The sequence below is a fragment of the Acinetobacter gyllenbergii CIP 110306 = MTCC 11365 genome (assembly GCF_000413855.1).
GTDB classification, from domain to species: Bacteria; Pseudomonadota; Gammaproteobacteria; order Pseudomonadales; family Moraxellaceae; genus Acinetobacter; species Acinetobacter gyllenbergii.
On sequence record NZ_ATGG01000023.1, the window covers coordinates 24169 to 48495 of the forward strand.

Annotated in this window: 22 protein-coding genes; 15 read left to right on the forward strand and 7 right to left on the reverse strand. The window is 40.6% G+C overall.

Annotated features, from left to right (window positions below; translation table 11 throughout):
- Positions 1–11 precede the first annotated feature (11 nt).
- A complete protein-coding gene (locus tag F957_RS06500) occupies positions 12–623 on the reverse strand; it encodes a class I SAM-dependent methyltransferase (RefSeq protein WP_016541505.1) in 612 nt (203 codons plus the stop codon).
- Positions 624–673: 50 nt separating this feature from the next.
- A complete protein-coding gene (locus F957_RS06495) occupies positions 674–1588 on the reverse strand; it encodes a DMT family transporter (RefSeq protein ID WP_016541506.1) in 915 nt (304 codons plus the stop codon).
- Positions 1589–1771: 183 nt separating this feature from the next.
- Between F957_RS06495 and F957_RS06490 the strand changes: the two genes are divergently transcribed.
- The 6 genes from F957_RS06490 (at position 1772) to F957_RS06465 (ending at position 6966) form a co-directional block, all read left to right on the forward strand.
- The gene (locus tag F957_RS06490; RefSeq protein WP_016541507.1) at positions 1772–2632 is read left to right on the forward strand and encodes an AraC family transcriptional regulator; all 861 of its coding nucleotides are present in this window, start codon (positions 1772–1774) and stop codon (positions 2630–2632) included.
- A 148-nt stretch (positions 2633–2780) separates the two neighbouring features.
- Positions 2781–4307, forward strand: a complete 1527-nt coding sequence (locus tag F957_RS06485) for a fumarate hydratase (RefSeq protein WP_016541508.1) — start codon at positions 2781–2783, stop codon at positions 4305–4307.
- A gap of 81 nt (positions 4308–4388) precedes the next feature.
- Positions 4389–4946 carry a hypothetical protein gene (locus F957_RS06480; RefSeq protein ID WP_016541509.1) on the forward strand — a complete coding sequence of 186 codons (558 nt, stop codon included), beginning with the start codon at positions 4389–4391 and terminating at the stop codon, positions 4944–4946.
- The gene (locus F957_RS06475; protein WP_016541510.1) at positions 4946–5464 is read left to right on the forward strand and encodes a hypothetical protein; all 519 of its coding nucleotides are present in this window, start codon (positions 4946–4948) and stop codon (positions 5462–5464) included. Before F957_RS06480 ends, F957_RS06475 begins: the two co-directional genes overlap by 1 nt.
- 210 nt (positions 5465–5674) lie before the next feature.
- Positions 5675–6244 carry a DUF2059 domain-containing protein gene (locus F957_RS06470; RefSeq protein ID WP_016660473.1) on the forward strand — a complete coding sequence of 190 codons (570 nt, stop codon included), beginning with the start codon at positions 5675–5677 and terminating at the stop codon, positions 6242–6244.
- Between the two features lie 179 nt (positions 6245–6423).
- Positions 6424–6966, forward strand: coding sequence for a DUF2059 domain-containing protein (locus F957_RS06465; protein ID WP_016541512.1), 543 nt, complete (start codon positions 6424–6426; stop codon positions 6964–6966).
- A gap of 18 nt (positions 6967–6984) precedes the next feature.
- Here the strand turns inward: F957_RS06465 and F957_RS06460 are convergent, their stop codons facing one another.
- The 4 genes from F957_RS06460 to tig all read right to left on the reverse strand — a co-directional run bounded on the left by F957_RS06460 (position 6985) and on the right by tig (position 11413).
- The gene (locus tag F957_RS06460; protein ID WP_016541513.1) at positions 6985–7698 is read right to left on the reverse strand and encodes a DUF2846 domain-containing protein; all 714 of its coding nucleotides are present in this window, start codon (positions 7696–7698) and stop codon (positions 6985–6987) included.
- 153 nt (positions 7699–7851) lie between these two features.
- Complete coding sequence (gene clpX / locus F957_RS06455; RefSeq protein WP_016541515.1) at positions 7852–9162, reverse strand: ATP-dependent Clp protease ATP-binding subunit ClpX; 1311 nt, start codon at positions 9160–9162, stop codon at positions 7852–7854.
- A 42-nt stretch (positions 9163–9204) separates the two neighbouring features.
- Positions 9205–9810 (reverse strand): ATP-dependent Clp endopeptidase proteolytic subunit ClpP, encoded by a 606-nt coding sequence (clpP, locus tag F957_RS06450; protein ID WP_004775790.1) that lies wholly within the window; start codon positions 9808–9810, stop codon positions 9205–9207.
- A gap of 271 nt (positions 9811–10081) precedes the next feature.
- Positions 10082–11413, reverse strand: coding sequence for a trigger factor (gene tig / locus F957_RS06445; RefSeq protein WP_004657817.1), 1332 nt, complete (start codon positions 11411–11413; stop codon positions 10082–10084).
- Between the two features lie 247 nt (positions 11414–11660).
- Here tig and F957_RS06440 point away from each other — a divergent pair, with 247 nt between their 5' ends.
- The 9 genes from F957_RS06440 to rdgB all read left to right on the forward strand — a co-directional run bounded on the left by F957_RS06440 (position 11661) and on the right by rdgB (position 23334).
- Positions 11661–13841, forward strand: coding sequence for a TonB-dependent receptor domain-containing protein (locus F957_RS06440; protein WP_016541516.1), 2181 nt, complete (start codon positions 11661–11663; stop codon positions 13839–13841).
- 488 nt (positions 13842–14329) lie between these two features.
- Positions 14330–16624 (forward strand): TonB-dependent receptor, encoded by a 2295-nt coding sequence (locus F957_RS06435; protein ID WP_016541518.1) that lies wholly within the window; start codon positions 14330–14332, stop codon positions 16622–16624.
- Between the two features lie 105 nt (positions 16625–16729).
- Positions 16730–17413 (forward strand): Fe2+-dependent dioxygenase, encoded by a 684-nt coding sequence (locus F957_RS06430; RefSeq protein WP_016541519.1) that lies wholly within the window; start codon positions 16730–16732, stop codon positions 17411–17413.
- A 459-nt stretch (positions 17414–17872) separates the two neighbouring features.
- Entirely contained in the window at positions 17873–19570 is a 1698-nt protein-coding gene (gene leuA / locus F957_RS06425; RefSeq protein WP_016541520.1) for a 2-isopropylmalate synthase, read from the forward strand.
- A 126-nt stretch (positions 19571–19696) separates the two neighbouring features.
- Entirely contained in the window at positions 19697–20857 is a 1161-nt protein-coding gene (gene metX, locus F957_RS06420; protein ID WP_016541521.1) for a homoserine O-succinyltransferase MetX, read from the forward strand.
- Positions 20857–21450, forward strand: coding sequence for a methionine biosynthesis protein MetW (metW, locus tag F957_RS06415; RefSeq protein ID WP_004657809.1), 594 nt, complete (start codon positions 20857–20859; stop codon positions 21448–21450). The genes metX and metW overlap by 1 nt, the downstream gene beginning before the upstream one ends.
- Positions 21447–22034, forward strand: coding sequence for a tetratricopeptide repeat protein (locus F957_RS06410; RefSeq protein ID WP_004657807.1), 588 nt, complete (start codon positions 21447–21449; stop codon positions 22032–22034). Before metW ends, F957_RS06410 begins: the two co-directional genes overlap by 4 nt.
- A gap of 95 nt (positions 22035–22129) precedes the next feature.
- Positions 22130–22597 (forward strand): hypothetical protein, encoded by a 468-nt coding sequence (locus tag F957_RS06405; RefSeq protein WP_016660474.1) that lies wholly within the window; start codon positions 22130–22132, stop codon positions 22595–22597.
- 113 nt (positions 22598–22710) lie between these two features.
- Entirely contained in the window at positions 22711–23334 is a 624-nt protein-coding gene (gene rdgB, locus F957_RS06400; RefSeq protein WP_016541522.1) for an RdgB/HAM1 family non-canonical purine NTP pyrophosphatase, read from the forward strand.
- 17 nt (positions 23335–23351) lie between these two features.
- Here rdgB and F957_RS06395 read toward each other — a convergent pair whose 3' ends face one another.
- The gene (locus tag F957_RS06395; RefSeq protein ID WP_016541523.1) at positions 23352–24239 is read right to left on the reverse strand and encodes an AEC family transporter; all 888 of its coding nucleotides are present in this window, start codon (positions 24237–24239) and stop codon (positions 23352–23354) included.
- Positions 24240–24327 lie beyond the last annotated feature (88 nt).

Sequence of the window (24327 nt, forward strand, 5' to 3'; positions counted from 1 at the left end):
AAAGGGCTTTTTCATGAGTGGTATTGAGCCAACCAGATGGTATGTCCCGTACATTCAACATCTTCAGCAATCATTTTAATCAGTTTAAACCCATTGTGTTGCAGCAAAGTCTGATATTCCTCCGCTGAGAGACTGGCATGGTACAGTGGCTCTCCACCGAGTTCACCAATTGCCTCGCCCTGTGCAGGCCCACTGCTAAACATTAAAGCAGTACCTGATTGTGCATATTCGGCAAAACGTTTAAACATGTTGCGTTGATCATCTTGGGTGAAGTGGAAGAAACTATCCCACGCAACAATCCCTTGAAACTTTTGTTCAGTAAAGTACTCCCGAAAATCTTGCTGCACCCAGACCTGTTCAGGGAAAGACTTCCGTGCCATTTCAATCATGTATTCCGAAGCATCAACACCTGTTACCTGATGTCCTTGAGCAATAAAATAGGTAGCAATAGGTTGAGCTGAACCACAGCCCAAATCCAAAATATGCGCCGAGTTTGGCAGCAGACTGAGAAAACGATCGAGCCAGACTTTCTCAGCAAGAGTGGTTCCCCGTCGTTCAATCCATTCACGAGCATGCGTCTGATAGAGTTCAATAATATGCTGTGCTAGATGTTCCTGTACCATGTCATTGCCTATTATGAATCATTCTTTTTTTAAAGCGATTGAGCAAAATCTTAACAAGATTCTGGCTTATTTAATGTTTGAATTTTCTTGGTTTTCGGCCCTTTCACAAAGAAAATCGCATTACCACATAGGATCAAAATCACCCCAACCACTGCATTCATTTGCCAGTGATAGCCTTCCCATACTGTTGAAATCACCAATGCGACCAAAGGAAATAATAAGGTGCTATAGGCCGCTTTACCTGCACCAATCCGTCCGACCAAATAGAAATAGGCGGTAAAACCTATCACCGAACCAAAGATCGCGAGATACAGTAAAGCACTGATTGCACTGAATTGCATACTTGGAAAAAACTCATCCTGTCTAAACCATGAGATCAAGGCCATCAGCAATGAGCCATACAACATCCCGTAGGCATTGGTGGTAAAAATATCCAATCCATGTTTTTGATGGCGTGTACTGATCATATTGCCCAAAGAGAAACCATAAGTCCCTAAAATACATAGTCCAATACCGATCAATGTATTGCTGTTTAAAGTGGTACCGACCACGTCATGCCAAAACAAAGCAATAATCCCGAGTACACCTAATAAGGCCGCAGGATAAAAGCGTGTCGACACCTGCTGCGCAAAGAAGAGTTTGGCGTTGATGGTATTGAAAATCACCGCCATAGAGAAGATCACCGCTTCCAAACCACTACTGATATATTGCACCGCATAATAAAAACAGACAAAGTTAAAGCCAAAAATACAGCAGGCCTGCAACATACAAAACAGATGATCTTTAGCCGCCAGTTTCTGCAACTTTCGGCTCAAAGCAACGAAAGCAAATAACACCATGGCGGAAATAAAAAAGCGCCAGAACACCGCCACACTGGCTGATATCCCACTTTGTTGTTGCAGGCTAATCGCAATCCATGTGGTTCCCCAAATCACCACAACCAACGCATATAACAGCGCATTCATATCATTAGAACCAAACTCAATTACTTCAACGACTATTTTGCTGCTTTTGCGGCCATGATTACTTGCACCATCTTGCGGTGATTGTCATGGATTTGCGTTTTTCTAGAATTTTTTTGACCAGATGACAAAACTGGCTGAAAGTTCTACACTAAACTGGATCATATTTGGCACTGCGTATAGAAGATGAAATATCAGATTCTAGATCAATTACAGCAATATAAAGCGCAATTGCTCGACTCGGTAGAACTGGGTTCGGGTATGCAGTTGGCCATGTGGCAAAATAACCAAGACCGTGTCAGCGTCTGTAGCAATCACCACACTTTGAGCATGTATATTCAGGGCGGTTATGAAAGCTATCAAAAAACCCAACAGGGCTGGCACAATGGCGGCGGCCCTGACCGTATGTGCCTGATGCCACAAGATTTCGAGTCGACTTGGGATCTCCGTGATCCACTCACCTTCGTACATCTGTATTACACCGAACAACACTTACAACGTGTGGCCGAACAAGTCTGGGATCGCGAACCCAGCCAAATCATTTTAAATCCACAAATTTTTGTGGCTGACCCACAAATTTCCATGATCTATCGGCACTTTTTACTCAATGGTGCATGGCAAGAACGTGAAAACCATTTGCAAATGAGTACGGCGACGACGCTATTACTCAATCATTTAATTAAAAATTATAGTCATGCGCAATGGCAAGCCCCCGAAGTCAAAGGTGGGCTCTCTCCCTATATTCTTAAACAGCTATTAGAATGGATTGATCAACATCTCCATTTGAGTCTGACCTTATCTGATCTGGCTCAGCAAGCGCAACTCAGCGAATATCATTTTGCGCATATGTTTAAACAATCGATGCAGATGCCACCGCATCAATATGTGATGCAACGCCGTCTTGAACGTGCTCATCAAGCACTTGAACAGACCACAACGAATCTGACAGAGATCGCAGTACAATATGGATTTAGCTCAAGCAGCCATTTTAGCCATCGCTTTAAGAAACAGTTTGGCTATAGCCCATCTCAACTGAGAAAAAACTAAAATCCACAGCGCATCTTTTGTTGCTGCGATTTAGATCAAAGCTTCGCTTTAGACCTTTAGCCAAATCTAAGCTAAAACTCCCACATTCATTCCTTTTTGTCATATAATTTAGCCCGCCAGCTAATCGCCCGCTCAAGAGAAATTTGATATGACAACGATCATCAAACAAGATGACTTGATTACATCAATCAAGGATGCCCTGCAGTTTATTTCTTACTATCACCCACAAGACTTCATCCAAGCGATGAGCCGTGCTTACGATCGTGAAGAAAACAAAGCTGCAAAAGATGCTATTGCCCAAATCCTGATCAACTCACGTATGTGTGCTGAAGGTCACCGACCAATCTGTCAGGATACAGGGATTGTTAACGTTTTCCTTGAAGTCGGCTTAGATGTTAAATTTGATTTAAGCATGAGCTTGGATGATGCAGTCAACGAGGGTGTACGCCAAGGTTATCTAGAGAACTCAAACGTTCTTCGTGCATCGGTTTTAGCAGATCCAGCTTTTGGTCGTAAAAATACCAAAGATAACACCCCTGCCGTGATTCACTACAAACTCGTTCCTGGTAATAAAGTTGATATTACCGTTGCAGCAAAGGGTGGTGGTTCAGAAAATAAATCTAAACTTGCGATGTTAAACCCATCTGATTCAATCGTGGATTGGGTACTTAAAACTGTTCCAACTATGGGTGCAGGTTGGTGTCCACCAGGTATGCTCGGTATTGGTATCGGTGGTACTGCTGAAAAAGCCATGATGCTTGCAAAAGAAGCACTTATGGAAGAAATCAACATGGACGAATTACTTCGTCGTGGCCCACAAAGCAAAATGGAAGAACTCCGTATCGAGATCTTCGAGAAAGTGAATGCATTGGGTATTGGTGCACAAGGTCTTGGTGGTTTAACCACAGTCCTTGATATTAAAATCAAGGATTATCCATGTCACGCAGCAGGTAAGCCAGTCGGTATGATTCCGAACTGTGCCGCGACTCGTCACGCCCACTTCCAATTAGATGGTACTGGCGTTGCACATATTCAAGCACCAAAACTTGAAGACTACCCTGCCGTAACGTGGGATTCTTCTCAATCGAAGCGTGTCAACCTAGATACCATTACTCAAGAAGAAATGAATGCTTGGAAGCCAGGCGATACCTTATTATTGAACGGTACTATTTATACAGGTCGTGATGCTGCACATAAGCGCATGGTTGACATGTTAAATAATGGTGAAGAACTTCCAGTCGACTTAAAAGGTAAATTCATTTACTACGTGGGTCCAGTCGATCCAGTGGGCGATGAAGTTGTTGGTCCTGCTGGCCCAACCACTGCAACCCGTATGGATAAGTTCACTCGTCAAGTGTTAGAAGCAACAGGCTTATTCGGTATGATTGGTAAAGCAGACCGTGGTCCTGCTGCAATTGAAGCGATCAAAGACAATCAAGCAACTTACTTGATGGCTGTCGGTGGTGCTGCTTACCTTGTATCTAAAGCAGTCCGTGAAGCGGAAGTGGTAGCCTTTGCTGATTTAGGTATGGAAGCTATCTACAAATTCGTGGTTGAAGACATGCCTGTTTCTGTTGCGGTTGATGTGAATGGAACATCAATCCATGCAACAGCACCAAAAATCTGGCAAGCGAAAATCGGTAAGATTCCAGTGGTTGACGCTGCTGTATCATAAAGATCAAAAAAAGGAGCATCAGATCGATGCTCCTTTTAAATTTAATCATGACATATTTAAATAATACTTAAATGGGCGCTCATGCATTCTCAATATACGTGGATTTTCTTGCTTGGATTTTTGTTTTTCGGTTTAACTAACACTTGGGCCAAACCTGCCCAGCCAGAAACTATACGCAAATACCTTGAAGTCACACATTCAAAAGAAACATTTGAACAGTTATACCAAATTCGAAAAGCGTATTATCTCAATCTTGCCACTCAGCGCGTCCTCTACCATATTCAGGCACCTATACTGGATCCAAGTTTACTTACCCCAGAACAATATCAAGTTGCTGAAAAAATAGCAGAACTCTATCTTAAAAATGATCCTCTCTTTCGCTCACCAGAACAGCCTGATCAGGTCACATTTAAACAACTTCAGCAGTATGTTTCCAATGAAAGTCTGCTCTACTTTATTGAGCATTATCAAACAAAGACAGGACAAGCATTGGTCGAGAAGAACATTCTAAAAGAAGTATATTTTGCAAATCATCTCTCTCAGCTTTTAACAGATTATTTAGATGAACAACAATTCATGCTTCAAATTTTTCGGAATATTCTGACCTATAAAAATCCACAAGCGATAAGAGAATTATAATGTTGTTCAATATAAACCCTCAGTATTTAATTCTTAATATTTTATTATTGAGTATTAGCACTTCAAGCTTTGCATTGCCAGCAACTCAGGCAACAGCAACTGATGTTTTAAAAGCAAGTCAATTTGATCAAACCATTCAGCACTATCAAACGAAACGTTTAGCGCAACGCTATAGCCAGAGTCTTCTGCAAAACATTCCCGCTAGCGATTTAGTTGAGGATAAAATCTATTATCAAAATAAAATAGAACAACAATTACTCACTCTCATGCACAGTCAAGATTTTAACAAGTACTATATACAACGACTCATCCAACCTTACTTAAAATTTTATCAGGAAGAAGAACTGGTTCATTTACTCAACATTTACGAGCATCCACTAGCACTAGACTTTTTCAAACAAAATCTAAAGTCCATTCAAGATCAGCAAGACCAAAGCTATAGCAATGCACAGATCAAAAAAGATCAACAGTTGGAACAACAAATCATCGAACTATTAGAGCCTTTGACACCGAAATAAGACCATAGCATCTCATTCAATCCAAAAATTCAGCTCTCCCCAGAAGGCAAGATCATCTATGAAAAGCATATTGATGACCTGTTTCGCACATCTATAAAATGCGAATCACGGAGCCTTTATTCTTTTCCATTCCAACATGCTAGAATCCAATATCAAGTATTTTTTACTCAAAACACTCTTATTCTTAGATTAAAGATCACTCAATATCTTATGAAAAAATTCAATCAAACACTCAGTTGCATCCTCTTATCTGTCTGCAGTTTTTCTATTTTTGCTCAACCTGCCACCAGCACTTCCGTAGAAAGAGCAATGGAACTCAGTGATATAAAAGCAACATTGGCTCAATCTCAAAAAGAAATGCGCCCCGTTTACGACAAACAAGCGGAAGAAATGCTCAAAAAAATCTTCAACACATTAACATTGAATGCTGAACAAAAAAAAGCCGCGCATCAAATTGCGGATGTCACTGAATCGTTTAGCAATAAACTCATCTCTGATCCAAAGTTTCTGCAAATGCTGAAAAATACCTATATGCAAACTTTTACAGAAGAAGAAGTTTTAGCAAATATTCAATTTCTTGAAACGCCTATCGGACAATCAATCAATAAGAAAAATAGCTTGCTGATGAGTAAAATTATGCAAAATAGCATGGAGATGTCGAGTCAGATGATGCAGGACCCAAAAATCCAAAAAGAAGTTAATCAGAAAATCGAAAAGATTCTTATGCCTCTGTTTGAACAGAAAGAAAAAGTAAATAACGGTAATATACACGCTGACTAAAGTGGCGGCTTCATTTATGCTCAATTAAATATCCCGCTTATTAAGCTTCTCGTCAACAATTTTACGGCATCATAATATTCATACAATTCACCTAGCCGAATCATCGTATTCGGCTATTTTTTTGCCTATAGCTTCTGCTAAATTATAAAAAATGATGAGAAGAATAAGGTGATAGACAGATGAATAAATCAATGTTTAGCTTGGTCATTGGACTGTGCCTTCTCGGTAGTATGCAAAGTACTTTTGCTGCCCCAGCTCATAGTAAATCAGTCAAGGAACTGATTAAACTCAGTGACCTTGAACATGTGTTAAATACGTCACTTGATGAAATGCAACCGACACTTGACCTCGAAGCTGAAAATATTCTATTGCGGGTACTCGGAAAAGAAAAATTAACCACCACTCAAGAGCACCTCGCCGTTTTAGAACTGAGTCAACTACTCAAAGAAACCAGCTCCAAGGTATTTGCTCGTCCTGAAACGCTACAGGCAATTGAGAAAATTTATGCCGACGCGCTTAGTGAAGAAGAGGTGCAGGCTTATTTAAAGTTTTTAAAAACACCTGAAGGCCAATCCATCAACCAAAAGACCATGCAGATCAGCACCAATGTTTTTCAGTATATGAATAATCTCAGTCAAAAAACCTTAAATGACCCCGAGCAAAGTTCGAAACTGCAACAGCAGTTCCTCACTATTATTCAACCGTTGATGCAGGAAGAATAAGCCAATAGCTCTTCTGGTCTACCAAGTTAAAGGATTCCAGAGTTTAAATGGCTTAACTAAATGTACTTCTGATTTTTCATCATACTTGGCTGGTTTTAACTCTTGTGGTTTGGAACGAACTTTGCCTGAAGCATCCTGAGCCACAAAGTTATAGCTCGATGATTTTAATCGGGTAAAGGCAATTTCTTGATGTGCCACCTTATCCGGTGTAATCATAAATGGGCCCGTGTGCTCACTACGTGAAATCTTATTTTCTTCATCATATTTAATGAAGTAGGTTTGTGCGGCATCGACCGTAAAGTCTAAATATTTAGGCTTCTGGAAATGCAATCCTGCCAAAGGCCGACTCACACTCAGGCGATAGGTGCCCGCAGGAAGCTCCAGCCAATAATAGTGATTATGCAATAAACTCGGAATACGGTGCCCATTGATAAATAAATTGGCCGCTGCAATCTCTTGACGATTCCAACGCGTATCTGGACGATATAAATAGACCACCGCAGCTTGTTCATTTTGCGGTTTAATTGGTGCGTAATATTGGCCTAACTTTTGATTGACCCAGCCACCTACACTAAAGCCACCAACATGATATTGATCCAATAAACCTGGTTCTTTTGCTGTATCAACTGGGGGTAGTGTTGCAGTCAGTGCGGTTGGATTTTCAACTGTCTTATGACTTTGACAGCCAGCCAACACCCCTGCACAACATAATGACAATATTAAATAACGCATGACATCCCTCAAGGCGTTTTCTTGGATTTATTTTTAACCGCGCAAAACTATGCACATTTTTTCAATTTTTTAAGATTAACACCTCAACGCCTAATTGCAAATAAAAAAAGCATGAAAAGCCAAGCCTTTCATGCTTTTTTAGATGAATGAGAATTAAGCTGATTTAGAATCAATCACCTTCAAATCCTTCTTTTCAGTCAGCTCTGGCGTACCGACTTGTGGCAAACGCTCTGCTTTAAATGTTGGTTTAGCCGTGCCATTAATGACAGCCTCATCCACAATCACGGTTCCCACATCCGTACGACTTGGTAAGTCATACATGGTTTCCAGTAACACATTTTCTAGAATAGAACGCAGACCACGCGCACCAGTATTACGCTCAAGCGCTTTCTTCGCCACGGCACGTAATGCAGACTCATCAAAGACCAGATCTACATTTTCCATGGTGAACAGGTACTGATACTGGCGTGTTAATGCATTTTTAGGTTCGGTCAGAATCTGCATCAACGCTTCTTCATCCAGCTCTTCTAAAGTTGCAATCACAGGCAAACGACCGATAAATTCAGGAATCAAACCGAATTTAACCAAGTCGGTTGCTTCAACCTGACGGAACAATTCAGAGACTTTTTTACTGTCATCTTTATTCTTCACATCTGCAGTGAAACCAATCCCGCCTTTCTCTTGGCGTTGCTGTACGATTTTTTCCAAACCAGAGAATGCACCACCACAAATGAACAGGATATTGGCTGTATCAATTTGGATGAATTCTTGCTGTGGATGCTTACGACCACCTTGAGGTGGAATAGACGCAACCGTACCTTCAATCATTTTCAATAATGCTTGTTGTACGCCTTCGCCTGACACATCACGGGTAATCGATGGATTTTCAGATTTACGAGTAATCTTATCAATCTCATCAATGTAGATAATGCCTTTTTGTGCTTTCTCTACATCGTAATCCGCTTTTTGCAATAATTTTTGCACGATGTTTTCAACATCTTCACCCACATAACCCGCTTCGGTTAAGGTAGTTGCATCTGCCATCGCAAAAGGCACATCGAGCAAACGAGCCAGTGTTTGCGCCAATAATGTTTTACCTGAACCTGTAGGTCCGATCAGCAAAATATTACTTTTCGCAATTTCAATCTCTTGATGCCCATGAGTCGACTGACCCACTTTCAAACGTTTATAATGGTTATATACTGCAACCGATAAGGTTTTCTTCGCAACATCTTGCCCAATCACATATTGGTCTAAGGCAGCACGTATTTCATGTGGTTTCGGCAAGGCTTTGGTTGCCCAATCCCCTGCTTCAACTTGTTGACTGGTTTGAACCAAGTCCAAGCAGACATCTACACACTCATTACAAATATATGCGTCCTCACCTGCAATCAGCTTTCCAACTTCAGATTGCGTTTTACCACAAAATGAACAATGTTTTTGTCCTTGAGGATGTTCGGACATATTTACTCCACAACTTAAATCTTAAACTTAGGTCCTAAAAAATCAGGGACGTTTGCTTAGCACTTCATCGACTAAACCATATTCTTTGGCTGCTTGTGCTGTCATGAAATTATCACGATCTGTATCACGTGCAACGGTCTCGTAATCTTGGCCACTATGTTCAGCCATTAAACGATTTAAACGCTCTTTAATGAACAGAATTTCACGTGCGTGAATTTCAATATCAGAGGCCTGACCACGGAAGCCGCCTAAAGGTTGGTGGATCATGACACGTGCATTTTCAAGACAGTAACGTTTGCCTTTTGCACCTGCATTCAATAGGAACGCGCCCATTGATGCCGCTTGCCCCATACAGTAAGTCACAACATCGGGTTTGATAAACTGCATGGTGTCGTAAATTGCCATACCTGCAGTGACTGAGCCACCTGGTGAATTGATATAAAGGTGAATATCTTTCTCTGGATTTTCTGCTTCAAGAAATAACATCTGCGCAACGATTAAGTTCGCCATATTATCTTCAACTTCACCCGTTAAGAAAATAACACGCTCACGTAACAGACGTGAAAAAATATCGAATGAACGCTCACCACGAGATGATTGTTCAACGACAACAGGAACTAAAGCATTTTCAATTGTTGGAACATACATACGTTTACTTATTCCTAAATTATTGTGACTCGATCTATGCCAACAATATGAGGGATAATCAATGAAATTGCAAAAGGTTCAATCTGAAATATTCGATTATTTAGACTAAAATCTGGCAATTTCGAATTAAATTAACACTTTCATAACAGAGGCTTTGCAGCACTTTCCGCGATGTTTTGGCTTATCACAAAATGCATCAATAAAAGTAAAGCAAAGCCTAAAAGAAAAAGGCGCATTAAGCGCCTTTTTCTTGAATCAACTTTTCAAAAGATTAGCCACGACGAGCTTGTTGTTCTTTTAATAAGTCTTCATAGCTGATCGCTACATCACTTACTTTAGCCGCAGCTAAGATGTGATCAACCACTTGGTCTTCCAACACAACTGCTTCGATTTGAGCACGTTGCTGCTTGTCATTTTTGAAGTATTCAACCACTTCTGTTGGATCTTCATAAGAAGAAGCCATGTCATCGATGTAAGCATCAACACGTGCTTGGTCAACTTCAAGTTTAGCATCAGCCAATACTTTACTTACCAATACGCCAAGCTTCACTGATTTTTCAGCTTGTTCTTTGAACAATTCATCTGGAAGCATGCTGCTGTCAAATGCACCTGCACCTTGAGCACCAAACTGTTGAGTGAACTGTTGGATCATTTGTTGACGTTGACGGTCAATTTCTTGAGCAACCATTGAAGCAGGAACTTCGATTTCGTTTGCAGCAACAAGTGCATCAAATGCAGCTTGTTTAACTTGGTTACGAAGACCGTTACGAACTTCACGTTCCATATTTTTACGAACGTCAGCTTTTAACTTGTCTAAGCCTTCTTCTTCAGTTAAACCAAAGATTTTTAAGAATTCAGCATCGATTTCTGGAAGTTTTGCTTTTTCAACTTGCTTCACAGTGATTTTGAATTGAGCCGCTTTACCCGCTAAGTTTTCAGCTTGGTAATCTTCAGGGAAAGTCACATCAATCACTTTCTCTTCGCCAGCTTTCATACCAACGATACCATCTTCAAAACCTGGAATCATACGACCTGAACCAAGTACGAGTTTAAAGTCTTCAGCAGCGCCGCCTTCAAACTTCTCACCATCAACAGTCCCTTCGAAGTCGAAAGTCACTTGCATGTCTTTCTTCGCCATGCCTTTGGTCACAGCCCAAGTTTGACGTTGTTTTTGCAAGTTTTCGATCATAACATCAACGTCTTTGTCGTTGATTTCTGATGATTTACGCTCAACTTCCAAGTCAGCAAAAGCTTTCACTTCTACTTCTGGATAAACTTCTACAGTTGCTTCAAAAACTAAAGCATCATCTTTGTTTTCAACTTTCTCAATGTTCGGCATACCGACCGCATTGATTTTTTCTTGTTGAATTGCTTCAAATACGCTGTCACGAATGATGTCATTCACAACTTCTTGATAAATGCCCGCACCATATTCACGGCGAACAACATTCAAAGGCACTTTACCTGGACGGAAGCCGTTGATCTTCACAGTTTTGGCAGTGCGTTGTAAGCGAGCTTCAAACTGCTCGTTAACACGGCTCGTCGGTACAGAAACATTTAAACGACGGGCAACGCCCGAAACCGCTTCAGTCGTTACTTGCATGGCTTCCTCGATATTAGTTAGTAATAACAATTTTTAAAGTGCCACATTATATGACAACTTTCTGGATATACAAAATCGGATGCTAAAAAAGCAAATATATTTCTCATTTTAGCCAAAAACATAGATTTCTTAAAATAACCTTAAACCAAATGTTATCTTTTGTTGTTAATGATAAGTATTATCACTATACTTTACGCTGTTTTTGCGCATTTATTGTTTTTTCTCGTCCAGCTTTGGAACTCTAGTTATGAGTAAATTTAATTTGCATCCCCTCTCATTTGCACTCCTTGGGGCAATGACCACATCCGCTTTCGCAGATACAACGGCAGCATCTGAAAATACCAATACCCACCAACTTGCTACCATTGTGGTATCTGCTGCTGGCTTTGAGCAAGACATTAAAAATGCACCCGCTTCGATTAGCGTGGTGACAAAAGAAGATATTGAAAAGAAAAATGCAACCAGCATTGCTGATCTACTTGCAGATGTTCCGGGCATTGATATCCGAGACGGTATTGGGAAAACCTCTGGTTTGAATATTAAAATGCGTGGCTTAGGCAGTGAATATAGCCTGATTCTGATTGATGGCCGTCGTCAAACCACCTCTTCAGATGTCACCCCAAATGGTTTTGGGGAGTCTGCAAATGGTTTCTTACCTCCACTCGCGTCAATCGAAAGAATTGAAGTGATTCGTGGACCAATGGCAACACGCTATGGTTCAGAAGCGATGGGGGGTGTAATTAACATTATTACCAAGAAAATCAGCAACGAATGGAATGGCAATGTCACCGTCAGTGGCAATGTCATGGAACATGGCGGTGAAGCGGATTCATGGAAAACCAGCGTCGTGGTCAATGGTCCGATTATTCAAGATAAGTTAGGCGTACAGCTACGAGGTTCTTACTTAGATCGTCAAAAATCTGAACGAATTCCAGGTACCTCTGGTCGTGATCCACGCCCAAGTGAAGCGGACCTCTACGATGTCGGTGGGAAACTATCCTTTAAATTAAATGAGCAAAATAATTTCTGGGTGGATGGTTTTCATTCAAGCCAAACTTATAAAAATGATGATAACCGCTTAGGAACATTGGATACGCCTGCACGTGCCAATGGCTATAAAGATGAATTAGAGTTTAAACGCGATCAAATCGCCGTCGGTCATAATGGTGATTATAGCTTTGGTCAATGGAACTCTTATGTCAGCCAAACTAAAACAGAGACTGTTGGGCGTACTATTCCGCGTAATACATTCCCAGGTAATGCTTCAGCTGGTCAGGATCGTACTTTAAAAAATACGGATTTCGTCGCCGACTCACATGTGGTGATGCCAATTGCAGATCATAAACTCACAGTTGGTGCTGAATATAAAGAAGCAAAAATTGCAGATGATATTGCAGGCATTGGCGCGACATTCAAAAAAGATTCTTTTTCTATCTATGCAGAAGATGAATGGCGCATTCTCGACAACCTCGGCTTTACCCTTGGTGGTCGCTATGAAGATCACTCGGGTTTCGGTAGTCAGTTTAGCCCACGTGCATACCTCGTTTGGAATGCAAATGACGAACTTACATTTAAAGGTGGCGTGAGCACAGGTTATAAAGCGCCTTCAGCCAAAGCACTGCATAATGGTATTGTTAGTATTAGTGGACAAGGTACCACCTTTGGTATTGGCTCTCCTGACTTAAAACCTGAAGAATCAACCAACTATGAACTTGGCTTCAATTATAACAATGGCAATTTAGACCTGACCACCACAGCATTTTTTAATAAAATTAAGAACCTAATTATCAGTGATGGACCAGAATTACCCAACTGTTCTTCAGCAACTAATCCAAATCAGCCAGGTTGTGTGAGTTATGGTTCACATATTACTCAAGATACTTTTTCACAAAGTATCAATGCAGATGAAGCTGAAACCAAAGGTGTTGAACTCAGTTTGAAATATAGCATTCTTCCTGAATGGGATATCAAAGCTGCATATACTTATATGGAAACCGAAATTACCAAAGGTAAGAATAAAGGTTCATATCTAAGTAATGTCCCTAAAAATGCCTTTAATATGACCTCAACTTGGCATATCAATGATGCCTTTGATCTATGGTTGCAACATGAATATAAATCAGAGCGTAAACGCTACGATACAGAACAAACCACAGGTGATGCCGCGCTGATTTATAATGCGACCAACAACAAATTAAAGGGTTATAACTTATTCAACCTAGGTGCAAGCTATAGTGTCAATGATCAATTGCGCTTCAATGGTGCAGTAAATAACCTGCTTGACAAAGATTTCACCAGCAATGGTTCTTATATTGATGCCAATGGAAACCCAGCTTCTTATTATGACTATATGGTGATTGGCTCTGGAATGTCAGGCACTTACCTTGCTGGTCGTAACTTCTGGTTATCTGTGTCATATGACTTCTAAGTGTTAACCAACCTAACAAGTATAAAAAACCTGCCTTAATGCAGGTTTTTTATTCACCCCAATCACGCTATTCTTAGCAGTAAACACTTTGATAACTATCTAGTACCTTAAAAATTTAATCTAGGTCTCCAAAGCATCCGAGCGTCAAGGATAGAAATTTTGGGTAATATTCCCCTATTTTTTTCTAGCAGTACTTTTTTCTCTTTGCCTATTCAAAATAACGAACTGATATTCAAAAGTTTTCAACATTTAAATGAAAAAACTGCAACATCTAAATTAAAAGTCAAATCTTAAAAAACAATCGTTTTTTTAGATTAAATAAAAAAATCAACAAATTAACAACATTATTGAACAATTAAGGATGAAAAATTATTTAAGTTTCCATTGTAATAATTAGAAACAATTGAAAAAAACAACCCAAAACAAATGAATATAGAAATGACAATGATTATCCTTTGCATAAATTTTTACACTGTTAGGCGTGCCAAATGTCTTTTATTAAATCAAGGAAGAAGCTCGTTTCTTCTGCAATTGCGTCATCACTTTCAGTAATTGCAGTACCCGCGATTGCTCAGGATCAGACAGTTCAACTCCCAACCATTCATGCGCATGCTGCTCAAGAAGAATCTTTAAAAGTAGATCAGTCTGCAAATGCAAAATTTGTAGCACCACTGAAAGACACGCCGAAGTCAGTTTCAATTCTGTCGCAAAAATTAATTAAAGATACAAACTCAAATACCTTACTTGAAGCACTTCGTTATGAACCAGGTATTACTTTAGGTGCTGGTGAAGGTGGTACACCATTTACAGATATGCCTTATATTCGCGGTTATAGTGGCCAATCTTCTATTTATGTAGACGGCGTGCGGAATACCACCTCTCAAAGCCGCGATATGTTTGCAATTGAACAAGTTGAAGTCATTAAAGGTTCTTCTTCTACCCTTGGTGGTGGCGGTAGTGTGGGTGGTAGTATCAACCTCGTGCCTAAAGTGGCACATCAAGGTGATGTCTATCAGGGCAGTATCCAAGGCGGTACCGATAACTATCGCCATATCCAACTTGATGCCAATAAAGATTTTGGTAATGGTGTTGCAGGCCGTGTCGTGGTAATGGGACATGAAAATGAAAAACCAGGCCAACACAATGGTGCAGAGTTTGCCCGTGCAGGTCTCGCATCAAGCCTTGCTTTTGGTTTAGATACAGCAACACGTGGTACTTTCAGTTATTACTACCTACGTAGCAATGACGAACCAGATGCTGGAATTCCATTCAACAATCCAACTCGCGCCCCCGCTGGCGTGACACTTACCCCTGGTGATGGCCGTCCAGTGAGTGTTAAAGCTGGGACTTACTATGGTTGGAAAGATCGTGATTTTGATAAACGTGAAAATCATATTGGTACATTTAAGTTAGAACATGATTTTAATGAAAATCTAACTGTGTCAAACGTGGCAACTTACAACAAGTCGAAATCTGACTATGTATATACCAATGCGGATGACTCGAATGGGAATATTTACCGTGGTACGGTTGCTCGCCGTGCTTTAAGCCGTATCTTAGATACCGATGCTTATAGCGACCAGCTTTCTTTAAGAGGTAAGTTCAACACTGGTGCATTCAAACATTCATTTAATGTGGGCACTGAGTGGAGCTATCAAAATACTGATCAAGGTATGCACACGTTTACCAATGCCGCGGGGCAAACCACATCAACTATTTTAGCATCCAATATCAGTGGTTGTAATTCAACTGCTGCAATGGCAAACGGTTGGTGTACCAGTTTAAATAACCCAGGTAATGGTGTGTTTACCGACACAATGGGCAGTATTAAAGGACAATCAACTACGCGTAGCCGTACAGCTTCTGTTTACGCCTTGGATAGTATTGAATTTAATCCACAGTGGTTACTTAATGTAGGTGTGCGTTGGGATAAATTTGAAACCGAGAAGAAATACAATAAAGACGTCTACGGTGCAACTGGTGGAGCTTATAACTCAACCATTACCATTCCGAAAGGAACGAAATACGAAAGTGATTCAGACTTCTTCACTTACCAAGCTGGTTTAGTATTTAAGCCAACTGAATCAGGTAGCATCTATGCAAGTTATGCAACCTCAGCAAACCCAGTGGGTGTTTTAGCTGAAGGCGATAGCAGCGATAACGCTCTAGGTACTACAGAAATTGTAAATAACCTTAAACCTGAAGAAGCACGTACTTTTGAAATCGGAACCAAATGGGATTTGTTTAATGACCGTGCAAATTTAACGGCTGCAATTTTCCGTACTGAAAAGCAAAATACACGTATTCAAATTGATCCTACGACTACAACCAATGCTGGTGAAAGTAAAGTGGATGGCTTTGAAGTCAGCTTAAACGGCAAAGTTACCAACAAATGGGATATCTCTGCAGGTTATAGCTACTTAGACAGTGAAATTACCAAAGCGGCTTATAATGCAGTTGCTCAAGAAGGTAAACCATTACCATTTGTCGCCAAAAACAGCGCAACATTATGGTCAACTTATCGCGTATTACCGAACTTGACTCTAGGTGCTGGCGCAGAATATCGTGATCAAGTTTTTGTAAACACCACTGCACCAAAATATTTACCAACTTATACCATCTATAATGCGATGGCAAAATATGATGTAAATAAGAACGTGAATGTTCAGCTGAATGTAAATAACATTGGTGATAAACGTTACTTCACCAGCGCACATGCAGCACATTATGCCTTTGAAGGTAATGGACGTAATGCAGTCTTAGCGATTAACTTTAAATACTAAGCCAAAATCCATAAAATATTTATGGAATTAAACTCAGTTCGTATAAAATAGCCTCGACATGAGGCTATTTTTACATATGAAGCAAATACTCAAAAGGTGTTCACAGTGATTCATCATATTCCCAATGTATTAACGAAAGAACAAGTTGCAGAATTCCGTCGCTTGATGACAGATGCAGATTGGGTGGGTGGGAAAGTCACCGCAGGTACACTTTCTGCTTCCGTGAAAAAAAATCAGCAACTCTCAGAGCAAGACCCACTCACTCATGCACTCAGTGATATCGTGATCAAAGCGATTTGGCAAAATCCATTATTCCAAGCCGCTGCGCTTCCTCATAAAATCATCCCGCCCCTATTTAATCGTTATGATGAATCTGAAAGCTTTGGCTTCCATGTAGATAATTCAATTCGCCTGATTCGGGGAACTTCTGAGCAAATTCGTACCGATCTCTCCTGTACCTTGTTCTTAAGCGAACCCGAAGAATATGAGGGCGGTGAACTGGTCATTGAAGACACTTATGGTTACCATGAGATTAAACTTCCCGCTGGAGATGTGGTGCTTTACCCATCAACCAGTTTGCATGAAGTCAGCAGTATTAGTATGGGAAGCCGTTTTGCCTCATTTTTTTGGGTACAAAGTCTGATTCGGGATGATAGTAAACGTCATCTGCTGTTCACTTTAGATGAAAGTATCCGTGCATTACGTACAGCTCATGGCGATGCTTATCCAGAAGTGATGAAACTCACCAACATTTACCATAACTTGATTCGCATGTGGTCTGAACTCTAAATCACACACTTTTCATATCAAAGAGATAAAATTAATTTTTTTTATCTCTAATTGACAAGATTATGGGAATTTTTTCTCACCAAACACAAAATAGCGCAAAAATTAGGAAAATATTTTCCATTCATTCAAATTAAAATGTTTTATAGACCTTTGCAGTCGTCTGTATTTTCGCCTAGACTGAATATCGTTAGATGATTAATATAACTGCAAAATTAAATACCCCATATGAATGGTAGATGATGAAAACAAATCGCGGCTTTACCCATCCGTCTCATACAACACATCTCGCTGCTCTTCTCCTGATGCTGCGCCTCGCGCGCGTATAAATTTTTTCGCCTACTTTTTTAGGCACTCGATCCCCGAATTCGCTTTAAATTAATTCTTATAGACACCATATATATCTGTAGCACGTTGCTTTTAATTTGACTCAGCAACCATGCTACGACAAGGAGTTATCTCATGATGTTGGCTGACCCAAGCAAAAAATACCGCCGTATGTACCAGCGAGTGGATTTACCCGATCGCCAATGGCCAAATAATGAAATCAATCAAGCGCCGATTTGGATGAGTACCGACCTTCGTGACGGTAACCAAGCGATTTTTGAACCGATGGATATGGATCAAAAATTAAAAATGTTCCACATGTTGGTTAAAATCGGCTTCAAACATATTGAAATTGGTTTCCCTTCAGCATCTCAAATTGACTTCGACTTTACCCGTAAATTGATCGAAGAAGATTTGATTCCTGAAGATGTTTACATCGAGGTGTTGGTTCAAGCACGTGATCACTTGATTGAACGTACTTTTGAAGCCTTAGTCGGTGCAGAACGTGCCATTGTGCATATCTATAATTCAAACTCGCCGACTTTCCGCCAGAAAGTATTAAATGTGGATGCCAATGGCTCAAAACAACTTGCCATTAATGCGGCGACGAAAGTCAAAGAATATGCAGCGCAATACCCTTCTACAGACTGGATTTTCCAGTACAGCCCCGAATGCTTCTCTGCAACTGAATTAGAAGTTGCCAAAGAGGTCTGTGATGCGGTGACTGAAATCTGGGAAGCGTCACCAACCAATAAAGTCATTTTGAATTTGCCTGCAACAGTTGAAGTGTCTACACCAAATGTCTATGCCGATCAAATCGAATGGATGCACCGTAACTTGGCGCGTCGTGATGGCGTGATTATCTCTGTTCACTGTCATAATGACCGTGGTTGTGGTATCGCTGCCTCTGAATTGGCGATTATGGCGGGTGCTGACCGTGTTGAAGGTTGTGTATTTGGTAATGGTGAACGTACTGGTAATGTGGACGTTGCCGCAATTGCTTTAAACATGTATACCCAAGGTGTTGCACCAAACTTAGACTTCTCAAATATCAATGAAATCATTGCAACAGTTGAAGAATGTACAGGTTTACCAGTTCACCCTCGTCATCCATATGCAGGCGATTTGGTCTTTACCGCGTTCTCTGGTTCACACCAAGATGCGATTAAAAAAGGCTTCGAATTCCAGAAAAACGAAGAAATCTGGGATATGCCATACTTGCCAATTGATCCAAAAGACTTGGGCCGTGACTATGATGCAGTGATTCGTGTCAATAGCCAATCAGGTAAAGGCGGTATCGCATACTTATTAGAATCGAACTACAACGTTGCCTTACCACGTCGTGTTCAAATCGAATTCAGTCAGATCGTACAGCAACATACCGATGAAAATGGTACGGAAATCAGTGCGCATGAAATCTGGACATTATTTGAAAATACCTATGTGGATGTGAAGAATAGCCATTATCAAACCAAACATTATCAATTGTCGGATATCAATGGTACACAAATCATTGAATTAGATATTGAAATTGACGGTGAAATTCAACGTCTCCGTGGTGAAGGTAATGGCCCGATCTCTGCCATGTTGAATGCCTTACAGTTACCAATTGATGTAGTGAACTATGAAGAGCGCAGTATCAGTTCAGGTGCCAATGCCAAAGCACTTGCTTTGATTGAGCTTCAAGTGAAAGGCACAGGTAAGAGTGCATTTGGTGCGGGTGTACATGACAACATCGTGACTTCATCAATCGAAGCCATTATTGCCTGTACCAATCGTTTAATTGAACAAGGGGTATTAACCACCGATCAAGTGGCTGCTGCAGCCGTTTAGATAGGTGAAATATCACATAATCGTCAGTAAAGCTGAGTTGTAATATCAGAAAAAATGACTTTTGAAAGGATACCTGAATTGGTATCCTTTTATTATTAATGATTTATTATAGGGCGAATCATTCCAGTGTCTTTTCCATCGGATTCAGTGGGCGTAGTCACACCACAAAAGTTTCAGTTTGAACAACCTTTAGAACTTGAATGTGGCCGAGTATTGCCGCGTTTCGATTTAATGGTTGAAACCTATGGAACCCTCAATGCAGATCAATCCAATGCCATTCTGATTTGCCATGCGCTGTCAGGACATCACCATGCGGCAGGCTACCATCATGAAGATGACAAAAAAGCAGGCTGGTGGGACAGCTGTATTGGCCCTGGGAAAGCCATTGATACCAATCACTTCTTTGTCGTTTCCTTAAATAATATCGGTGGATGCAGTGGTTCAACTGGCCCTACTTCACCGAATCCAGAAAATGAAAATCGCCCCTATGGTCCTGACTTTCCATTAGTCACAGTGCGTGACTGGGTCAAAACCCAAGCCATGCTATCTGATCGTCTTGGAGTCAAGGTCTGGTACTCGGTGATAGGCGGCTCACTGGGCGGTATGCAAGCCCTGCAATGGTCACTGGATTATCCCGACCGCTTAAAAAAATGTGCCATTATCGCCAGTGCACCAAAATTATCGGCACAGAATATTGCCTTCAACGAAGTTGCACGCCAATCGATTCTATCTGATCCTGATTTCCATCATGGTCGCTATCTGGAAAATGACAGTTATCCAAAACGCGGCTTGATTTTGGCACGCATGGTCGGCCATATCACCTACTTGTCTGAAGAAGCCATGAAACAGAAATTTGGTCGCGATTTAAAATCAGGCAAATTTATGTATGGTTTTGATGTCGAATTCCAAGTGGAAAGCTATTTACGTTATCAAGGTGAACAATTTAGTCGCAATTTCGATGCAAATACTTACTTGATTATGACCAAGGCCTTGGATTATTTTGACCCTTCGCGTGAATATGAACATTCTTTGACGAAGGCAATGAGTCAACCGAAGTGCCAATTTTTGGTGATTTCATTTACCACAGACTGGCGTTTTAGTCCAAGTCGTTCTCAGGAACTCGTGGATGCTTTGATTGATAATCATAAGCCTGTCAGCTACTTAGATATTGATGCTGAACAAGGCCATGACTCGTTCTTATTCCCTATTCCACTGTATGTGAAAACGCTACGCGCATTTTTAGGTGGAGAACAACAGTTGCAATCGACATCGCAGGAGCAGTACTAATGCGTATAGATCAACAACTCGCCGAAAGATGGATTAACCCGAACTCTAGCGTGTTAGACTTAGGTTGTGGTGATGGTGAATTGCTGGCTCATATGAGCAAACAGCACAATATTCGTGCCTATGGGCTAGAAATTGATCAAGAAAAGATTGCAATTGCCATCAGTCGGGGGTTAAATATTATCCAACAGGACTTAAACCTTGGTTTAAGCCGTTTTGCCGACCAGTCTTTTGACTCTGTGGTCATGGCACAAGCTTTGCAAGCTGTAGATGCACCCGATGTATTACTTCGTGATATGGTGCGTGTCGGCAAACAGGCCATTATTACTTTTCCAAACTTTGCGCATTGGAAGACACGTTCTTTTCTTGCCTTGAAAGGGAAAATGCCTGTTTCGGAAGCTTTACCCTATATGTGGTATAACACCCCGAATATTCATTTATGTACTTTCCGTGACTTTGAAGCCTTATGTGCTGAGAATCGGATTAAAATTATTAATCGACTTGCCGTTAATGGTGACCAACAAGGTAGTATGCTCAGTAAGCATATGCCGAACCTATTTGGTGAAGTCGCAATTTATCGAGTGAGCGCTCTATGAAAAAGACATTAATCAGCACATTTTTATTTGGTCTGATCAGTATACAAGCGCACGCTGACTATGTTGCTCAACCTCAATCGGTTGCAACACAGGCAGCGCGATATTCAGTGATGGGTATCAATGAATTGCAAAGCGCAGCAAAATCTGGTCAAGCTGGGGCACAGTTTTACTTAGCAACCCGTTACCAGTTTGGTAAAGAAGTAGCTAAAGATGAAAAACAAGCTTTCACTTTATTCAAGGCAGCAGCAGATCAAGGTTTATCTGCAGCACAATTGAATGTTGGCCGCATGTATGCAGATGGCATTGGTGTAAAGAAAGACGAAGCTTTAGCACGTAAATATTTCGAGAAAGCAGCAAGCAATGGTGACAACCGTGCCAGCTTCAATCTTGCTATGATGGAAGAGCAGAAAAAGAACTTTGTCGGTGCTTATCAATGGTATGAGCTTTCAACCCGCGATGGTATGTTGGACACTAAAGTAATCAGTCTTTCTGAAGGTAAGAAAACCGCGTTGGCTGCAAACTTGACTCAAGATCAGATTCGTACTGCACGTGACCGTGCTGATAAATGGATTCAAGCGCAATAATCTTGCTTAGAGCTATTGAGTGATTTTAAAAACCGACTTGTAAGAGTCGGTTTTTTATTATATTGATAGCATTCATATTTAATTAAGTTTATTCAATGAGCGATATAGAAAAGGCGATATTCAAAGCAAAACTAGAATTGGAAACAATAACACTAGAAGAAATCCAAAGGTGGGCAATTGAGACATTAGAAAAAGATTCATCGAATGATTTAGCTTTAGAAATATGCTTTCTATCAACACCAGAACAAGTTAGAACCTATTTTAATCAATTATCCCGAAGTCTATTTAATACAGATTTAACAAAGGAATCAGTCAATAACCTCTTAAAAGATTATATTGAAAAACATCTAGAGTTAGTCAAAAGTCAAGAGCTTCTATTTCCTTTTCTTCAGAAGATCCTGGCTTTATCTAAGGCTGTAGAGAATGAAGATCTTTTTGAGTTATTAAATTACTATGATGACCAGTTCTACTTAAGTTTTGAAGGATATGCGCCTTCTGAACCAGATACTGTATTTAAAGATTTCATAAACGATTTAAAAGATTTCTTATCTACACAGAGTTAAAGATATGGAAAAAAGCAATTCCTCTTAACTTTTAGAATACGATAATTCAGCACTACCTAATTCAATAAAAACCTCCTAAAATTCCACTCAATCTAAACTAATCTGAAACTGATATGTCTACCCAACCATGGCTCAACCAAGGCAGCCTTGTCCTTGCAAGTAATAACAAAGGCAAAGTAGTCGAATTTGAACATCTCTTTCAACAACTGAATCTTCCTGTCGAGATTATTCCTCAAGGCAAACTCGATATAGAAGATGCGATAGAAGACGGTCTCAGCTTTGTTGAAAATGCCATTATCAAAGCACGTCATGCGTCTAAGCTTTCAGGTAAACCTGCGCTTGCAGATGACTCAGGACTTTGTGTGCCTATTTTAGGCGGTGCGCCTGGGATTTACTCGGCACGCTATGCGGGCGAACATGGTAATGATGCAGCCAATAACCAAAAATTACTGGCGGATCTTGCGCCTTTGCGTAAAGACGGCGAAGCCATTGAAGGGATGTTTGTCTGCGTATTGGCACTGGTCACTCATGCAGAAGACCCATTGCCACAAATTTTCCAAGGTATCTGGAAAGGTGAGATTTTAGCAGCAGCGCGTGGTGAAAACGGTTTTGGTTATGACCCTCTATTTTGGGTGCCAGAGCTCAATGTTTCGAGTGCTGAACTGAGCAAAGCTGAGAAAAATAAGATCAGCCATCGTGGCCAAGCCATGCAGCTGTTTAAAGCCAGTTTGGTTTAAAACCCTAAAGTGCTCTCCTATATGAGGGCACTTTTTATATGCAACAATAGACCATAGATCACAATCACCACACAGCTTACGATGGTTCCCGCAGCAATATAGCGGGCTGAGATGCCCGTACCTTGATAATGGGTTTCCAAAGCAACGATATTGGCAGCAGGCGGCAAACAAAATAAGAAAAACAACACAGGGAGCAATGATTCAATCTGCGGAATCGCAATAAAATAATAGGTCAACGTACAGATCACGACGCCAGACAATAGCTTAAACATTAAGGTTCGAGTACTCAGCCACAAATCAGCCATATGTACGCGGGTATGTCTCAGCCACATGCCTAAAATACACATGCCCGAAAAGCTCATCCCAAATTTGGCAATATCATACAGTCCCTCTAGAACAAAATTACCCTGTAAACGATGAATCCCCAAGAGCCATAGAATTAAGGCTGCAAACAAGGCCAATACCGGTGGTGACTTAAGAACTTTTTGTAGTGTTGCAAGGTAATCAGTGGGCCCTTCTGAAACCGCAGCAACTGCCCAAATATTGCCAAACAATGAACCCCCAATATACAGCGCGATCATGGCACCACTGACCTGCTCTCCAAATAAGGCGATGGCAAATGGAAAACCTAACCAACCAATATTGCTATAACTCATACAGAGCGCTTGTAAGCGATTCTTTGAAAAATGGAAAAAACCATAAAATAAAAGAATCGATGTAATAAAACTAAATCCCATCAGTGCAAAGCTACCCGCCTGATAAAACACCATGTTGTAGATGATCACCACAGGAATAAATAAGCGTGCCAATAAAGAAGATAAAATTTTCTTCGCCTGTTCCGCAACTTTGAATTGAGCAAGCAACAGCCCGAAAATAAAGGCACTAATGGGGAGAATAAAGGTCATGTCGATCTGTTTTTATCATGTCTTGATATGCTGCTTATGCTAGCACTATTTAGCATTGGGTAAATGCGTTGTCTTAAAACTGCAATAT

What these genes read in the sequence shown, in the direction of transcription:
- F957_RS06500 (WP_016541505.1), bottom strand. Translation starts at nt 623, where the DNA reads ATGGTACAGGAACATCTAGCACAGCATATTATTGAACTCTATCAGACG.
- F957_RS06495 (WP_016541506.1), bottom strand. Translation starts at nt 1,588, where the DNA reads ATGAATGCGCTGTTATATGCGTTGGTTGTGGTGATTTGGGGAACCACA.
- F957_RS06490 (WP_016541507.1), top strand. Translation starts at nt 1,772, where the DNA reads ATGAAATATCAGATTCTAGATCAATTACAGCAATATAAAGCGCAATTG.
- F957_RS06485 (WP_016541508.1), top strand. Translation starts at nt 2,781, where the DNA reads ATGACAACGATCATCAAACAAGATGACTTGATTACATCAATCAAGGAT.
- F957_RS06480 (WP_016541509.1), top strand. Translation starts at nt 4,389, where the DNA reads ATGCATTCTCAATATACGTGGATTTTCTTGCTTGGATTTTTGTTTTTC.
- F957_RS06475 (WP_016541510.1), top strand. Translation starts at nt 4,946, where the DNA reads ATGTTGTTCAATATAAACCCTCAGTATTTAATTCTTAATATTTTATTA.
- F957_RS06470 (WP_016660473.1), top strand. Translation starts at nt 5,675, where the DNA reads ATGAAAAAATTCAATCAAACACTCAGTTGCATCCTCTTATCTGTCTGC.
- F957_RS06465 (WP_016541512.1), top strand. Translation starts at nt 6,424, where the DNA reads ATGAATAAATCAATGTTTAGCTTGGTCATTGGACTGTGCCTTCTCGGT.
- F957_RS06460 (WP_016541513.1), bottom strand. Translation starts at nt 7,698, where the DNA reads ATGCGTTATTTAATATTGTCATTATGTTGTGCAGGGGTGTTGGCTGGC.
- clpX (WP_016541515.1), bottom strand. Translation starts at nt 9,162, where the DNA reads ATGTCCGAACATCCTCAAGGACAAAAACATTGTTCATTTTGTGGTAAA.
- clpP (WP_004775790.1), bottom strand. Translation starts at nt 9,810, where the DNA reads ATGTATGTTCCAACAATTGAAAATGCTTTAGTTCCTGTTGTCGTTGAA.
- tig (WP_004657817.1), bottom strand. Translation starts at nt 11,413, where the DNA reads ATGCAAGTAACGACTGAAGCGGTTTCGGGCGTTGCCCGTCGTTTAAAT.
- F957_RS06440 (WP_016541516.1), top strand. Translation starts at nt 11,661, where the DNA reads ATGAGTAAATTTAATTTGCATCCCCTCTCATTTGCACTCCTTGGGGCA.
- F957_RS06435 (WP_016541518.1), top strand. Translation starts at nt 14,330, where the DNA reads ATGTCTTTTATTAAATCAAGGAAGAAGCTCGTTTCTTCTGCAATTGCG.
- leuA (WP_016541520.1), top strand. Translation starts at nt 17,873, where the DNA reads ATGATGTTGGCTGACCCAAGCAAAAAATACCGCCGTATGTACCAGCGA.
- metW (WP_004657809.1), top strand. Translation starts at nt 20,857, where the DNA reads ATGCGTATAGATCAACAACTCGCCGAAAGATGGATTAACCCGAACTCT.
- F957_RS06410 (WP_004657807.1), top strand. Translation starts at nt 21,447, where the DNA reads ATGAAAAAGACATTAATCAGCACATTTTTATTTGGTCTGATCAGTATA.
- F957_RS06405 (WP_016660474.1), top strand. Translation starts at nt 22,130, where the DNA reads ATGAGCGATATAGAAAAGGCGATATTCAAAGCAAAACTAGAATTGGAA.
- rdgB (WP_016541522.1), top strand. Translation starts at nt 22,711, where the DNA reads ATGTCTACCCAACCATGGCTCAACCAAGGCAGCCTTGTCCTTGCAAGT.
- F957_RS06395 (WP_016541523.1), bottom strand. Translation starts at nt 24,239, where the DNA reads ATGACCTTTATTCTCCCCATTAGTGCCTTTATTTTCGGGCTGTTGCTT.